The sequence below is a fragment of the Candidatus Brachybacter algidus genome (assembly GCF_016707225.1).
Classification (GTDB): Bacteria; Bacteroidota; Bacteroidia; order Chitinophagales; family Saprospiraceae; genus Parvibacillus; species Parvibacillus algidus.
Map to the genome: position 1 here is coordinate 93,682 of NZ_JADJID010000006.1, position 17,139 is coordinate 110,820.

A 17,139-nucleotide genomic window follows, 5' to 3' on the forward strand; every position below is an offset into this window, starting at 1 on the left:
TGTAATTCTATGTATTTTTTTGTTTTTACCACATTTTTTGGATTTCTAATGTTTTGCAGTGAATTGCATTCTCAGTCACTTGCAATTGACGGAACCTTTACTCAAGAAGGTTCAACTTTGCAGTTTAATTTTAAATTAACTTTAAATGAAAAAGCTGAAAACATTTATTCTGGAAAATTTGAATGGACGTTGATAAATGCAGACCGAAAAGATCCATATTCATTTAATTATTTCAGCAATCGATTAGGATTGATTAGTATTGAATATGTCAATGGTAAATATGATTCAATAACTAATAGCCTTAAACTTATTGGATACAAAAAAGACGATCCTTTCGAAATAATTGGTCTGGATGAATATAATTTGAATATTGACATTAATGGGAATGTAACTGGTACATCACTTTCAAATGGAGCTAATTCTGGAATAATTAAAGGCAATTTGATTCAGATATCTGGCAAGGAATTTGAATCTTTTGATATCAAAACAGTTGGTGTGTTTGATGATAATTTCTATTTTTCAGATAAACTTACTCCCCCCTCCTTGCCCTGGTTGAAGGTGTATCCAGAATTTAATAGAACAAGAATGATGAGTTATTTTTGTGCATTTATCATAGATGGTAAATATTTGGCTATCGTATCTGCTACTAGCCACGAATATCTTTTAGAAACAGGGTTGTTCATCGATTTATGGGATACCGGCAAAATGAAATATTTAGGAAGAAGTTCTCTTGAAAATCCTGATGCCTCTGCCTATAGATCCTACTTTCGTGAATTTGTCTTCATGGAAGAAAGTTTGACTTATGATTTCTCAAGCAAAATCATCTATCTCTCCTTTTATAAAGGAGATAGAGAAAGAAAATACCAAATACCCTTTACGTTGAATCAAACAACTTCAATATATAAGAAGAACATTTCTGATTTTAAAGGGAAAAAGTATTTAAAAGGAATATCAAATTTAAGAAAGACTGAATCATTTCATTGTCATTATCACAAGCATGGCGAATCCATGATTTTAAATAATGATTACTACTTTAAGGGTTCTCCGGAGGTAATGAAAAATCCCATTTTGAAATGGAGTAATGTTACAGAATCAATAACTATAAAGAAATCACAAGGTATTCGCAGCACTACAGATAGAAATTCGGATGTTTGGGAATTAATGTTGACTCGTCCTGAACCCAAAGCCACAGCTCTTCTTTCTTTAAAACAAAATCAAAATAAGCTGATTGCCTATATTAAGAATCTTCCTTTGGATGACTATTATTTTAAAAAAGCAAAGGAATTGCTCTTTGAGTGCTCTCTTGATGCTGATAGTTACAGCAATATATTGAAAGAATTACCGCAAATGCGAGAAACAGTATTTTCCTTGATTTCCATTGATTGCTTTAAGAAATATGACAAAAAAGCTTGCCAACTTATTGTTGAAGCTTTTAGAGAAGATTCGTCTTGGTCGATGGCAAGGAACTTAATAAAACATATAGAAGAGTCTGATTTAATATCTAGCATCAAATTTTCTCCTATTGAAGTTCTGGTAAGTACTGAATTCAAAAATGCCGATTTTACTAACAATAGATATGAACCTTTAATATTTAATGAAGTTTTGATCCAAAAAGGTAATCTCAAATACCTATTAACTACTAAAGTAAATAATCCAACTTCACAAACTATCAGTTTTATTGCTGAAGTTGAGTTAGGTGTAGCAAGAAGTGAATCAGTTGGAGCTTTAGGCCTTTCTGTTTCTAAAAGCTCTAATGTAGTTAACTTTAAAGAATACGCAGTTATCCCTAAACTTAAGGCTGGCGAAACAAGAGATGTAGCTTTTTTAATTGATTTGGGATTTCAGGATATAAAGAGTAACTATGAGCTTGTAGGAACAGATATCAAGAAATATTTTGAAATTCGCAATAAATCTATTAAGGCAATTCCCTTAAAAAGTGAAGTGCAAAGTATATCTGCAAATCTTTTCAAGCAGATTAGCTGGAATAAAATTGCTGAGTTAAATTTTCCAGGGAAATTTAAGTCAATTGGGTCGATATTAGAAATAAAGAGCGATCAACACTACATTGACATTAAGAAGAAAGTGTTTAAAAAGGCAGCTGAAATTGACCCATTATATAAAAACGAGGCTTCAAGAGCATTGTCCAAAGAATTGGAAGGAGTCTGGTTAGGGAAATATAGTTTAACAGATATTGCCGAGTTTGAAATCAAAGCAACAATCTCAATTATATCAGGAAACTATTTTGATGGATATTTTGAATGCAAATTGGTAAAGTCTAAATGCTCTTCACTTGCTGTGTTATATGGCGAGACCTTTCATTTTGAATCATACGGTTGTATTGAAAATAATAATCTGGTTTTCAGTAAGTTTAATTTTTTAGCTGATAGATATAGAATTTGGACAAGTGTTGCTACATGTAGAGAATTAGATAATTCCAATGGAATAATAACTAATGTAAATAATATTATCGAAGATTTTGTTTTTGCTTTGAATGATTATTCACACTTGAGATTGTTGGAATCCGACTCATTAGCGAAAGTTGGGAAAAAGTTCAATCTTCAGTTGACAAAGATTCAAGGTATTGAAAAAGTGCGCCAGATTTTTGATGAACAAAATAAGATTATTGCTAAAGAGAAAAAAAATTTAAACGACATAAGTATCAAAGTGAAACGGGCGGATACCAATGCTCAATTTACTGTCGTAGGATTGTTGGCATTAATACGTGATGAGTCTGATGCTACATCTAAATATTTATTCGGAATTGTAGACCCACTTTCTAATGTGTATCTTATTGTGAATAAAAAGAAATATAAACTAAAATATTACTCAGGTATTTCAATCAAAAATTCAGAAAACTTATACCCTTATTATCAGAGCAACCTTGTTAATTGTAAAAGATGTGGAATTTTATACAGATATTTTGAATTGTATTTTGAGCCTATTCCTTTGAAAGATCGAAAAATTGAGCTTATAATTTCTAATCCGAAATATGAGCTGGATTTTAGCCCAATTGATTTTAATTCTGAATATACAGGACTTACTCAGCCATTTAGTTTAGAAGAAATTCATGGATTTGATTTAGATAAATCAAACAATTATATCAGCCGCACATCAACGCCAAATTGTAAATGTTTTCATCCGACAACTCAGGAACTTACAGATGTTTGGGTCTCATATAATTTGAACTGCAAGAATGGTCTTGTAAATGGTAAAAGGGGTTTAGTGAATTTTCCTAATGCAGTAGCGTATTCTGAAAACTGGGTGAATGGAAAAGCAAATGGAATGAGTTCAAATGTAAGTAGGATGCATCCCAATGAACCTCCTAAAAAATTGCCCACAGGTATAAAGAATTTTCAGACTGTAACATCTTTGTCCGATATGGAGAATAATATTGATAAGTCATTTACGGATAAAGAATTCGGGTGGCAGGTTGGATTGTTATTTGAGAGTTATATTAAAGCGTATGTTTTTGTTACAGGAAGTACAGATGGAATAATGTCGGGATTTGAAACAGAGAAGCCTTCTTCTCCACAAGCAAATTCAAAACCCAATACTAAGGTTGATTCTGATAATAGATGTGTGCTATCTGTAAAGGAGGATTTTAGTGCATTCGTTCGGTGCAGTGCAAAAGTTAAAGATCCGGTCTACAAAGTATTGTGTAAAAACAACAAAACAAAATATTTTTATTACATACCCATTGTAAATAATTCAGGGCTTTGTTCTGATCAGATAGGTTACTATGAACACAATCAGTTTTTCGTGAATTTTGGTGAATATCTTGGAAATGATAGAGAAAAAGCGCTTAAAAAACTGTGTGGCTGTGACTGAAGGATGTAATAATAGGTGTTGAAAACTCCCTCAGGGTTAGTAATTTTTACTTCAAGTTTAGGGAGGTTTTGAAATGAAACTAAACAAGCTAACACTTAGCTATCAAAATTTTATTGAAATTAAAACTGTGTTATGTGTAATTATAAATCGCTGAATTTAATGCTCCTGTTTATGCTTATGATCTTTATTTCTTTTCATAATCTCACTGCACAAAATTTCATCACAAAATGGTCCTTTTCCAATTCTGCTATACAATTACAGTTCAACGCGCTTACAGCTGGTGATGTTAATTTTACATGGTCTGCTACACCTTCTGGTAATTCTGGTTCGGGCAGTTTCAATAAACCTTTTGCTGGATTTGTAACAATTTCTTCTCTTAATATTGCTGCCGGAGATGTTGTGACACTAAGTTTATCTCCTTCAAATTTAAGGAGATTCTACATCAACGAAGGATCAGATCGATTGAAATTTATAGACATAGTGCAATGGGGAAGTGTCCCTTGGTCAAGTATGGCTAAAGCTTTTGCCGGTTGTAATAATATGATTATGAGTGCAGTTGATGTACCGAATTTATCAAATGTTACAGATATGGACAATATGTTTAAAGCGGCTCACATTTTTAATGGAAATATAGCTAACTGGGATGTATCCAACATCTCTAATATGACAGGTTTATTTTATCATGCTTTTCTCTTCAATCAGGACATAAGTGCCTGGAATGTATCTAATGTTACCAATATGTCATTTATGTTTGGAAGTGCAGAAGCATTCAACCAGGATATAGGCGGGTGGAATGTTTCTAGTGTTTCGAACATGTCAAATATGTTTAATTTCGCCTTTAGCTTTAACCATCAAATAGGAAATTGGAATGTGTCAAACGTTCTTTTAATGGCAAATATGTTTAGTTATGCCGAATCTTTTAATCATAGCCTTGGTGAGTGGCACCTCAATCCAAATGTAACATTAGGTTATTTGATCGGAAACAGTGGTATGAGCTGTAGTACTTATTCTGAAACCTTAATAGGGTGGCAAATGAATAATCCTGCTATCACCAATCGAAATATTAATGTTCAAGGAGTACAATTTGGCACAAATGCAGCACCCTCCCGTGCCCTCCTTACGAATAATCAAGGTTGGATTATATTAGGGGATTCACCTAGTGGATTCAATTGCAGTCCTTGTTCATTAACAGTTAATGCAACAGGGTTACAAACCACTTGCGGACTAAACGATGGAACTGTTACAGCCAATCCAAGCGGCGGAAGCGGATACACCTTCCTTTGGATGCCTGGAAATCATTCTACCCAAACAGTAAATAACCTTGCAGCAGGAACATATAATGTCACCGTCACAGCATCCGGAGGATGCACAGCAACAGCAAGTGCCATTGTAGGAAGTTCCACCGGAATCACCACCACAGCGAGCGGTACAGCAACCACGTGCGGCCTAAACAATGGAGCTGTAACAGCCAACCCAGGCGGAGGAAGTGGATACACATATCTGTGGACACCCGGAAACCACACAAGCCAAACGGTGAATAACTTGGGAGCAGGAACATATAATGTCACCGTCACAGCATCCGGAGGATGCACAGCAACAGCAAGTGCCATTGTAGGAAGTTCCACCGGAATCACCACCACAGCGAGCGGAACAGCAACCACGTGCGGCCTAAACAATGGAGCTGTAACAGCCAACCCAGGCGGAGGAAGTGGATACACATATCTGTGGACACCCGGAAACCACACAAGTCAAATGGTGAATAACTTGGGAGCAGGAACATATAATGTCATGGTAACAGCGACTGGCGGATGTACAGCAACAGCAAGTGCAATGGTAAATTCATCTACCGGTATCAGCACAACAGCAAATGGAACTGCGACAACATGTGGACTAAACAACGGAAGCGTAACAGCAACTCCTTCGGGAGGAAGCGGATACACCTATCTGTGGACCCCAGGAAACCACACCAGTCAAACGGTGAATAACCTGGCAGCAGGAACTTACAATGTCACAGTAACAAGTGCAAACGGCTGCATAACCACGGCAACTGCGACAGTGAACTCATCCACAGCAATCACTGTAATGAGTTCGGTGACAAATACAACTTGTGGATTAAATAACGGAAGCGCGACAGCATCTGCAAGCGGTGGTTCAGGGTACATTTATAACTGGTCGAATGGTGGAAACACTGCAACAATAAATAATCTGGCAGCAGGAGCCTATACAGTGACAGTGACAAGTGCAAACGGTTGTACAAATACAGCAACTGCGACAGTGAATGCATCTGCAGGAATTTCTGTAATAACAAATGTTGTACACGAGTCTTGCAGTAATTGTGATAATGGGTCGGCTACTGCGACTGCAGTAGGGGGTTCAGGATATAGTTATATATGGTCGAATGGTGGAAGCACACAGATGATTAATAACTTAGCTCCCGGAATCTATACAGTCACAGTGACATCGTCCAACGGATGTACAGCTACTGCAAATGCAGTAATCAACGCATTCGGCTGTCCTTCATTGAATATAAACATGACCAAAACAGATCCTACCTGTGTAGGAAATTGTAATGGAATTGCCACAGCGGCAGGATCAGGTGGACAAAGTCCATATACCTATATCTGGAGTAACGGAGGAACTACACAGACGTTAACAGGATTATGCGCAGGAATTTACACAGTAACGGTAACAGATGCTAATCAATGCCCGGAAGTGGCTTCAGTTACCTTAGATCCCGGTGTTTCTATAAGCGTGATAGCAAATGGTACAAACACATCTTGCGGTCTCAATAATGGAAGTGTTATTGCAAATCCTGCCGGAGGAAGTGGATACACTTACCTGTGGATGCCGGGAAATTATACAACACAAACAGTAAATAACCTGGCATCAGGAAATTACAATGTGAGTGTGACAAGCAATAATGGATGCACAGCTACAGCGAGTGCAATGGTAGGAAGCTCTACAGGAATCTCTGCCACAGCAAGTGGAACTACAACATCCTGCGGTCAAAACAACGGAAGTATCACAGCAACTCCTACCGGAGGAAGCGGGTATGCATATCTATGGATGCCGGGAAATTATACAACACAAACGGTGAATAACCTGGCAGCAGGCACGTATAATGTAACGGTGACAGCGACAGGCGGATGCACATCAACAGCAAGTACATTTGTAAATTCTTCAATAGGAATTACCACAACAGCCAATGGAAATACGACCACCTGTGGTCAAAACAACGGAAGTATCACAGCAACTCCTACCGGTGGTAGCGGGTATACATATCTATGGATGCCGGGAAATTATACAACACAAACGGTGAACAATCTGGCAGCAGGCACGTACAGTGTGACTGTGACAGCTACAGGCGGATGTGCAGCTACAGCTTCGGCAATTGTTAATAGTTCTACTGCCATCACTGCAATGACAAGTGTTACCCATGAATCCTGCAACAATTGTAATGATGGCTTAGCAAGTGTAACTCCTTCGGGAGGATCAGGATACACCTATCTCTGGTCAAATGGAGGATCAAGTCAGGCAATAACAGGACTTGTTCCCGGAACATATACAGTAACTGTCACGTCAGGTGGATGTTCCACCACTGCTTCGGCTGTCGTGAACAGCTTCGGATGCCCGACGATCAATTTGACTACGACCATTACTAAAGCAGTGTGTTTCGGGCAAAATGGTACAGCTATCGTTAGTCCTTCAGGAGGTGCAGCACCTTATACCTTCCAGTGGAGCAATAACGGCACGACAGCGATGATTACTGCTGCAGCCGGAATTTATACAGTCCTAGTTACCGATAAAAATGGATGTGCAAATTCTACTTCTGTAACGATTACGGAGCCATCACAAATCCTGGCAACAGTAACTTCAACTTCGGAAAGTTGTACAGGAGATTGCGATGGTACAGCAATAATAAGTACTTCAGGAGGTACAGCTCCTTATGCATTTCTTTGGGCATCAGGTAATACGTCAGATACTATGGTAGCACTTTGTCCTGGAGAGTATTTTGCCACTATAAGCGATGCACACGGATGTGGAACTATAGCAGCAGTAGCTATAGGTCCGGGTATGATGGTACTTCCTGCCATCACTGGAGATACGTTTGTTTGTTTTGGTGAATCGGGTGAATTACAGGTCAATCAATATGATTCATACCTATGGAATACCGGAGATACAAGTAAAGCTATTTCCTGGAATGAAGCCGGAATTTATTCTGTCACAGTCACAATCAATGGATGTATTGGTGGGGATACTATTGAGGTCAATTCCGGTAATGAGCTTATACTTATGCTCGACGTAACAGAAGGGAATATTATCAAAGCTCTTGCGATGGGCGGACAGGCTCCATATAATTATCTATGGTCAGATGGAAGTACGACTGACTCTTTGCAAGTGACTGTCTCAGGAACAAATATTGTAACTGTGAGTGATTCAGATAATTGCTCCGTAACAGACTCACTGTCAGTTAATATTAGTTCAATATTTGAATCGGGAAAGGAATCAATAAGAGTGTATCCTAATCCGACTGAAAGTTTCATTTATATCAACTTGCCACTAGGTGTTAGCACTGAAGCTATTTCAGTTTTCGCAATATCAGGCACGCAAGTGCTTGCACCTATTGTGAACAATGTTGCGATTGATGTCTCCGATTTATTCCCGGGTACATACTTTCTGAGGATCAATACTGATAAGAAATTTTATACTGCCACATTCAGTAAAATGTAGAGGGTGGACAATTTAGGGATGGAGTAGTGAGGTTTCTGTGGATTATTTGGGCATGTAATTAAAAGACTATTTGAATAAAGTGAAATTTATTTTCATGGCTAAAAAAAGGGTTTTGATGTGCTGGTATAGAGGGATTCATATAGATGTTTTAGCCATAATTGGTTTTTAAGTATAAATTTGTATCAGAAGAAATTTATTACTTAATTGATATTTAATACTAAACAATAATGTTATTATTTTTAGGTTTCCTCGTAATTATTTTATACACGTGCTTAAACTTTACGCTTTTTAGCCAAGATGTCTCTCTGAAATGGACTAAGCATCTGGGTCCGACATTCAATGATCAATTTCTAGATATATCGGTAGATTTGGATTGTGAATTTGTTGCTGTTGGTCAGATTCCTAGTAATGGTAACAAGATAATGTTGGCCAAGTATTCTCCTGAAGGTAATTTGAATTACAATATGACAATAGGTGGAGGATCTTCTTCATTTGCTCTTGGTAAAATCAAAATATCTCCTATTTTAGCTTCAAGCACCTTCAAATACTCTTATGATAGGATTAGAAGCCCTATAGTCCGCGCATAAAAATTGGTTTAAAGACTTATGAAACTATAATTCAACAATGGCTTAAAAAGGAGCACAAATCATGAGCAACCGCAGTGAAAGTAGATGAATAGTTGCTGGAATAACATTATAAAAGTATACATTTTTCTTATTTAAAAATTATAACACAATACTAATGAAAATGGAGATTATCCGAAAAAAATATTTAAATATTGCAATTATAATTCTGTTGTTTTCAAGTGAATTAAAATCTCAAAGTAATACAACCTGGATAGATACTCTGATTTATACCTATCATGCCCATATTGAATTTACTCCAGAAGGTGCATCAAGACCTACTATAAAAATAAATCTAAACACTCTTGAAATCGAACAAATTGAAGATATAGCTCAATTTATTAACAGTAGAGCCAAAAAATACTTTTTCAACCATATTATAAATTATAATACTGAATATCTCTATGATGAAAGAAGAGATGGAGCTATTAGTGTAAATAAAATTCCGGATCAAATTTCAAAGCAGGGGTCCGGCATACTCATATCATTAACTCATACTGGTTTTATAGTAAATTACATCTACAAGTTTACTAATCTTAGGAATATTGAATACATTGGGGTAAGTGAAGGAAATACAACCATATCGGGTGTCACTTCAACAACATACCAAAAACAGTCATTCAATGTTACATGTGCACCTATAGATTACTTCAAGTTAAATAAATTATTAAGTTATATTGACATTCATTATAATACAGAAATACAAACTGCAGAAGTAATTCCTGCAGCTGGAAATAAGAGTAAATATTTAATAAATAGCATAAATAGTGATTCTACTATTACTTACAAATACAGTTTTATCACCAAGGATTTAAAAAAAGAGGATCTAAGGAGTGTGGATTATGATGCTTTAATTTCAGAGGCGGCTCCTTTTATTGTTCTTGGAACTGCTGCATATGGATTAAAGAAGTTATTTGATTATGCTACTTCTGGTCCCACAAATTACTCAGCTGTAAAACAGTCACCATTACCAACATATTCAGGAAATTGTATTGTGTATGATTTAAAATATATTAGTCCCTCTGGTGATGCCACAGATATGGGATATTTTAAATTTTATCTTCACTCCTGTGACAATTTATCAGATGTGGGTGAATATTTAGTTTATTTGAATGCTTTAGTGATCGACAATGCTATTGGTATAAAAATCAAGAACATTACTACTAATCATTCTGCGTATAGCACATATTATAGTAATAAGTCTAAGAGTCTTCTAAATAGCTGTGAGATGTATGTAGGGTCTTTAGAAGTGGGTGTAAGGATGGCAATTGATTGTATGCTCAATGATTTTCGTTAATTCTGTTGTTTTTTATTTTATTTTTTATTTTAAAGGTAGCATTTATCGAAATCAGGGTTCTGAAGCATATTATTAATAATAAGTCTTAAATCAAGAGTTTATTTTTTACAAGTCAGGATTCAGATGGGATTAACTTTACAGAGAAATTGATTATTAAATAATAAGGCGTTTGCGTAATACAATCTTGAATATATTAAACTGTGGTGGAGCAGTCTATCTATGTGAGAAATAAATTTTTTTAAAAATATCATAAATGAAAATATGACAAGTAAAGTAACAATACTAATAAAGCAAAATGATTGTAAAAGCTTAATATTGGCTATATATCTAATATGTTTTACTTCATTGGGTAATTCACAGTCTTTAAAATTTCCAATTGTTGAAAAGGGAATTCAAGATGTGGTTATTAAAGAAGTTGGTTTTGAAAAAGATTATTTTTATGTAGACATATTTTATGAATATCATGGAATATATTCATCAACTCTTTCATTTGATGAGAATAATCTATACTACATAAGAGATAAACAAACAAAAGCTAGATATAATATACTTAATTCATTGCCCACTAAAGGTAACCCACTTAAAGTATCTAATGAAAGCCGTCCAACTATTAGGCTTAAATTTGAAAAAATTCCTACTTCAGTTAAAAATATTGACTTGATTCAAGGAATGAAATCAAATGGATGGAATTTCTATGGTATAGATATATCAGATCTATATATAGCAGAACGTAGTAGGATAAAGACATATAGTGGTTTTTTTATAAAAAAATCAGGTGGCGACCGAATTGTTTCTGCTTTTCTAAATGTTGCTATTAATGGCGATAATATTGAGTTTGAGTTTGATTATTTTGATGAAGAGAAAAAAAGAAAATTTAAAAAAGTAAGATATAATTTTAGTGCATCGCCCAATAAATACCCATATAAATCTATCAGACATGCCTCAAATGATCAATACTGGGCAATTGGAGGAAGATATGATCAGTTTGAAAACTGGTTGGGAAAAAACCTTGAATTTGAATATTCAGATGATGGGTCCGAAATTCACGGAAAATTTACAAAGGATAACAATCAATTTTTTCTAGTGGAGACGGGCGAGAAAATGAAAATGCCTAAAAAAGGTCTTTTATTCACTGGTACAATTAAAGACGGTAAACCTATAGGTGTTGGATTTTACTTGGGTAAAAATAAAGACGGAGTGATTAATCATTGTATATATAGCAATTATAACGAAGATTTTAAATATAATGGCTATACGATATATATAAATGACAATGGAGTGTATAAGGGAAATACAATTAATAGCCTATTTGATAATTTTTATTCTATAGACTATTTTAGTGCTTGCTACTTTGAAGGATATGAGCACGAAACTATAAAATGGCATGTTATTCAAAAGAGTCTACCAGATATACCTTCAGGCGCCTATGGTTATAACTGTGAAGGAAAAGTTGCTAAAAAATGTGACACCAACTTCAAAAATTGTATACAAATTATAAAGGAAAAGGAAGATTATTCCCTTATAACTGCATTAGCTGGTATGGTCGCTATTGTTACAGTTGGAATTGCAGCCTTAGCGTCTTCTTCAGTTGCTAATGGCAGTGCAAATTTATCAAATTTAATAGAAAATTCAAATGATTGTGGTTGCGTAATAGAATCCATAAAAGACAGGGGATTTATCATTAAAAATGGTTTCGATAATGTAAGATTTAAGAATAATTTTGACCTGAATGTTAAGTATGAAAATGGTAAGTATAAAATTGTTGGAATGGTGTTTGATGATGTGTTTGACACTTATGAAGAATTTTATCAAGCTATGATTGATAATTGTAAAAGAATAAAGTGTATAAGATAATGGTTTTATTATTTAAGTAAATTTATCTTAGGTTGTTGCTTTATCTCCTGCATTGAACTGGCTGTTTCTACCACCAACTTCTCCCCCAACTTCCCATATCCGTTCCTAAAACTAAAAATATTAGTCTTATGAATTCATTTGTAACAATTTCAACTTCATTTACTAATATGCTTAGCGCAAGTATCGTATCAATTTTTTGTTATTAGTAATTTCTTAAACAGTTCAGTTAATGCTAAGGGGTGCCAGGTTACTGGATAGAATATAAAGGATGTAAATACTTTTATACCGACGTTAAAAAAGGTGTCAAATTTAATGGACAGGGGATTGCATATACGTACTCGTTTAGGCTGCGGGACATTAACTCATTACTCAACCTCAGTCTTCAGATCCCAGTCCAAGCACATTGCATAGTGTCTTATAAAATGAATTACCAATTAAACATGAATGGCCATTGTTTAGATGTACTTCTTTGTTGGAATGATCAAGCAATGAAATGAAGTTAATATTAATAGCTTCGTATCTGTTGATTTGAATAAATGAATTTGAAAGAATATTTAATAATTGAGAAAGCGAGAGATTACAGCCTATAATTTGATGGGCAAGGGTGATCTCGGTCTTACCCTGTCCTTTTTCTCCGGTTTTAATGGAGATAATATCTTCCATCCTGACCACATAACTCTGCCTGCCTGCCTGTATGGGAATGAGATTATGTCCCGTAAGAGGTGCAGAAGCGAGTCTGTCCTGCTGCATCGTGTCATACACAGCATCCAGGATATTTTCCTGATGTTCTTTCCATGAGCCGTAGAATGGTTTTCTCAGAATATAAACTACCTCATTTTTGTACTCATTGTGCAGGCGTTGTGCGTATTCAAACTCGCTGAATCCGGTGCAGATGACCACCGGTGGAACAGGAATTTGGCTGCGCTTTAGCTTATTCAGCAACTGAAATGCAGTTCCCCCTATGAGATTTATATCGAGGAAAAGCATATCTGAAGCTGTTCCTGAAATGAGCTCATAAGCTTCTTCCAGTGTTTCAGCCGAACCTGCCACTTCAATTTCAGGACTCTCATCCAATGCATTGATCAGTTCTAATCTGATAGCAGATTCGTCTTCTACTACCAGTGCTTTTAATTTATGAAATGTCATATATGAAGGTTTTTGGAAGGATAATAAGAATGCCGGTACCATATGGTGTCCCGAGCTCATCAGTGAATATATTGTCAATATACTGAATGCTGAGCTTAGTTTTGTTGTATTGATTAAGTACATCGATCAGGTCCTGCATGACGTCCGTACTGCCTTTTCTGGTGAGAACGACCTTGTCAGACTGCTGATTCTTTCTTCCAATACCGTCATCCTCCAGGTATATTTCCAGGTGCTCAGGAAAATTTTTGATGCGGGTCTTAAAGCAATTTGCAGCCTTGCGTTGACGAATACCTTTCTCGATGGCATTTTCCGTGTGTATTTGCAAAAGCATAGAGGGGATATACACGAGCTTCCAGCTATCATTATCCAGTGGAACCTCTATAGAGATATCAAACTCCATATCAAATCGTATTTGCTGAATTCCAAGGTAATTTTTTACCAGCTCCATTTCATTACCAAGTGCGTGATAGGCCTTTCCTTTGTTGGAATTATGAAATAGAATATTTACATTTTCTGCCAGTCTTTGGATGATAAGCGCTGTATCGGGATCCTTTCTGTATTTACTTTGGATCCAATGCAGAGAATTGTTGATGAAATGCGGATTGAAAAAATTAGCAAGTGCAAGTACTTTAAGCTCATCTCTCTCTCGTTTGGATTGCTCGAGCCTTACTTGTTGTTTTAATAAGGCTTGTTTGTGGCGTGAATTAGCCCATAACCATATTCCGGGGATTGTCACAATAAGAATTGCTAATAAAATCCAGAATAATGGCCGCTCCGTTAGCTGTGCAGGAATGACAAAAGCATAACCTACATTGCAGGATTCAACATTGTTTTTGTAGGCTACAATTTGTAATTTGTAGGAATCCGGAGGCAGGTACTCAAAAATGAAATTAAGATCTGTGTGGTTTAGCTTCTGCAGTATTGTATCTCCATTGGACTGTATCAGAAATATGTCAAAAATAAGATTGTCATGAAGCATTGGATTTCCGGAAGCGGTGAAGCCTATTTCAAGGTGTCGTTTATTGAGCGGGATTTTTCCTATATAATTTCCTGATAACTTAATTTCTGTATCATCTGCTTTAAAATACTCAAGCATTACAGTTGTTTCCGAAGTATCAAAAGGCAAATTATTTAGATCCAGTCTGGTTGCTCCGGTTTGGGCCCCGATCCACAAATATCCCTTACTGTCTTTCAGGACTGCATTTTGTTCAGCTTCTGATCCGTCCAGGTCTTTACCAAATTTTAGAGAAAACACTCTTGGACGTTTACCATTGTATTTTTTATCAATAAAATGAACCGCCCTTCGTGTACCGACTATAAGATATTTATCTTCATTCAATAAAAAACCAGGAGTACTCATAGGATCTCCCGGCAGTTGAAATTCTTCTGCAAAGTCAAACAGATTATTTTGTTCGATATTGAAAAGGTGGACATCTTTTAAGCAGAAAAGACCTTTTTGAGTCCCCATCCAAAGTATGTTATTTTCATCAATATTAAGGCACAATGCACCCAGCCCATTTTCAGGATAATCTTCTCTCATCCAGTTGAAAATCGTATCTTTTATTGGGTCATAAACAGCAATTCCCTGACTAGTTCGGCCCATCCATATTCTTTCGTTTTTATCCTGAGCAAGGGTAATTACATTTTGGAGTTTCAATCCTTTTTCTTTTCCAATGATTCTCAGTGAATCGATAGTAAAATTATATAGTTTTGCAATTGCGAGTCCTTCATTCAAAAGACCTAATGCTACAAAGTCATTTTTCAATGGCTGAAAAATATATCCAACGAGTGGTTTTATGTGGCCCTTTAATACAACTTCATGTGTTCTTCCCTGATTAAAACCGACAAGTCCGGATACTTCACTAAAGAAATAAAGATGTCCTGACCTGTCTTTGTAAGTCCCGGGTAATAATCCATGTAATTTAACGGGTCCACTAGATGTTTGGCTCTTCAATCTAAAACCATCATATCTTGAAAACAACATCATACTGTGATATCCGCCAAACCAAATTTGTCCCTTATTATCCTCATTTATGACATGTAATCCCTTCACCATTTCAGATCTATTTTCATTAAATGAAAGTTGGGAAGGGTCAATCTTACAAACTCCTGAGCTGGTGCATATCCATAATCTGCCAAAATGATCCCTTGTCATATTTTTCCCTATATCAGCGGGAACATCTTCCAGTATTAGTTTCGTATTTCCATAGAAGTCTGATTGATACAGATGCAGCTTCTTATCCGATATGGTTTCAAATAGGAAGTAGTATGGAATTAGTTCTTCAGAATTCACCGCAGAATTGGAATGCAGATATATTAATTTCACAAACTTTACGGGGCTATTGCTTGGAGCTATAATCTTAATCGGATTGAAAACTTCTTCTTTTACTATTATGGGTGTTCCATCTTTTAACTGAATGGAATAGCTTGAATGGCCGATAAGATTCTCCCCTTTTTTGTCACTATAAGTGTAGGAGGATGAAAAATCATTACCGCGTTTCACTTCAACAGACTCATCTGCTCTGTAAATGGTAACAATTATTTCACTTGGAGTTATATTTGAAAGATAAATGTCTTTTAAAGGTACGTCTATATCAAAATTGATGAGCTGCTTGATTTGTGGGTGAAATTGGTTGGTTTTAATATCAAACTCATGGGAAATAAAATCTTTGCCCATAACGATTGGATTCTGTGTTTCGGGGTTGAAACAAAATTTGAAATCCACTTCAAATTTGTAAGAATGCCATTCTCCTGCATTATCATATCGGATGAGGTGATTTTTGTGACTATGACTGTATAGCCAAATTCCATCCTGGTTCTCCCTTACAATAATCAAATTTAGGGGAAGGTTTAATGATTCCAAATCAAATTGCTTCCATTTTATTCCGTCAAATTTCGATAAAAAGGGCGCAGAGCTATACGCCACCCATATTTCACCATTATTAGAGCAGTAAACCTGATCAGTCTCTACAGACATCAAGCCATTCTCTACGCCATAATACTTACAATAGTGATACTGAGCACTGCTTTGTGTTAAGCCAGAGAGCCAAAGTAGAATGATCAAATATGTCTTTTGACTGATATTCAAGATTTATTTGTTTAAAAATTTGCTATTGCAATCGTAGTTTTATTCGATAATCTGCTAATTCGCCAATTTACTTTTCTGCTTTTTCCTCAACTTCTAAACTCCTAACTTTTTACCCTAGTCCGCTGTTTAATTGCAAATCGCTTTCGGCTGCTTGATTGGTTATTCTCATCGTAAATCGTATTTGGTAGCGTCTAAATTATAAAAAGCTCTTGATATATTTCACCTTCTTTCACAAAATAGATAGCAGGTGGGTATGAAATGGTGGATGGGGGGTATGAAGATGGGTAATGAGAACTGGCAGAGTGTGTTTTGAGAAGCTATGAGCGATTTTTTGAGGGAGCCATTCGCCAATATTTGTTCATTATCTTCGATGCTGTTAACGCGGTCGTGGCAAAAGAAAATGAGTTTTAACACAAAGATTCGCAAAGGTTTTTGATTTTATTTCAAGACGAGAGCTGCTTTAGTTTTTGTTACTAATGTTGAGTTTTAGAGTGCACAAAGGGATTTGTCTGTTGTCAAATATTACTCCGATCAAGCTGTATCTAAAATTGGTAAGCAACAATAGTTTGCCG

The 17,139-nt window shown here is 35.8% G+C and carries 7 protein-coding genes; 5 read left to right on the forward strand and 2 right to left on the reverse strand.

Annotated elements, in window-relative coordinates:
- Nucleotides 1-9: 9 nt before the first annotated feature.
- The 5 genes from IPI15_RS17000 to IPI15_RS17020 all read left to right on the forward strand — a co-directional run bounded on the left by IPI15_RS17000 (nucleotide 10) and on the right by IPI15_RS17020 (nucleotide 12,333).
- Nucleotides 10-3,828 (forward strand): hypothetical protein, encoded by a 3,819-nt coding sequence (locus tag IPI15_RS17000; protein ID WP_287421516.1) that lies wholly within the window; start codon nucleotides 10-12, stop codon nucleotides 3,826-3,828.
- A 159-nt stretch (nucleotides 3,829-3,987) separates the two neighbouring features.
- Nucleotides 3,988-8,559 (forward strand): BspA family leucine-rich repeat surface protein, encoded by a 4,572-nt coding sequence (locus IPI15_RS17005; RefSeq protein ID WP_287404943.1) that lies wholly within the window; start codon nucleotides 3,988-3,990, stop codon nucleotides 8,557-8,559.
- 227 nt (nucleotides 8,560-8,786) lie between these two features.
- Nucleotides 8,787-9,146, forward strand: a complete 360-nt coding sequence (locus tag IPI15_RS17010; RefSeq protein ID WP_287404945.1) for a hypothetical protein — start codon at nucleotides 8,787-8,789, stop codon at nucleotides 9,144-9,146.
- A gap of 154 nt (nucleotides 9,147-9,300) precedes the next feature.
- On the forward strand, nucleotides 9,301-10,479 hold the full coding sequence (locus IPI15_RS17015) for a hypothetical protein (protein WP_287421518.1): 1,179 nt from the start codon (nucleotides 9,301-9,303) through the stop codon (nucleotides 10,477-10,479).
- Between the two features lie 261 nt (nucleotides 10,480-10,740).
- Nucleotides 10,741-12,333 (forward strand): hypothetical protein, encoded by a 1,593-nt coding sequence (locus IPI15_RS17020; RefSeq protein WP_287404949.1) that lies wholly within the window; start codon nucleotides 10,741-10,743, stop codon nucleotides 12,331-12,333.
- 375 nt (nucleotides 12,334-12,708) lie between these two features.
- Here the strand turns inward: IPI15_RS17020 and IPI15_RS17025 are convergent, their stop codons facing one another.
- Both IPI15_RS17025 and IPI15_RS17030 read right to left on the reverse strand, forming a co-directional pair.
- Nucleotides 12,709-13,479 carry a LytR/AlgR family response regulator transcription factor gene (locus IPI15_RS17025; protein ID WP_287404951.1) on the reverse strand — a complete coding sequence of 257 codons (771 nt, stop codon included), beginning with the start codon at nucleotides 13,477-13,479 and terminating at the stop codon, nucleotides 12,709-12,711.
- Entirely contained in the window at nucleotides 13,466-16,567 is a 3,102-nt protein-coding gene (locus tag IPI15_RS17030; RefSeq protein WP_287404953.1) for a histidine kinase, read from the reverse strand. Before IPI15_RS17030 ends, IPI15_RS17025 begins: the two co-directional genes overlap by 14 nt.
- Between the last annotated feature and the right edge of the window lie 572 nt (nucleotides 16,568-17,139).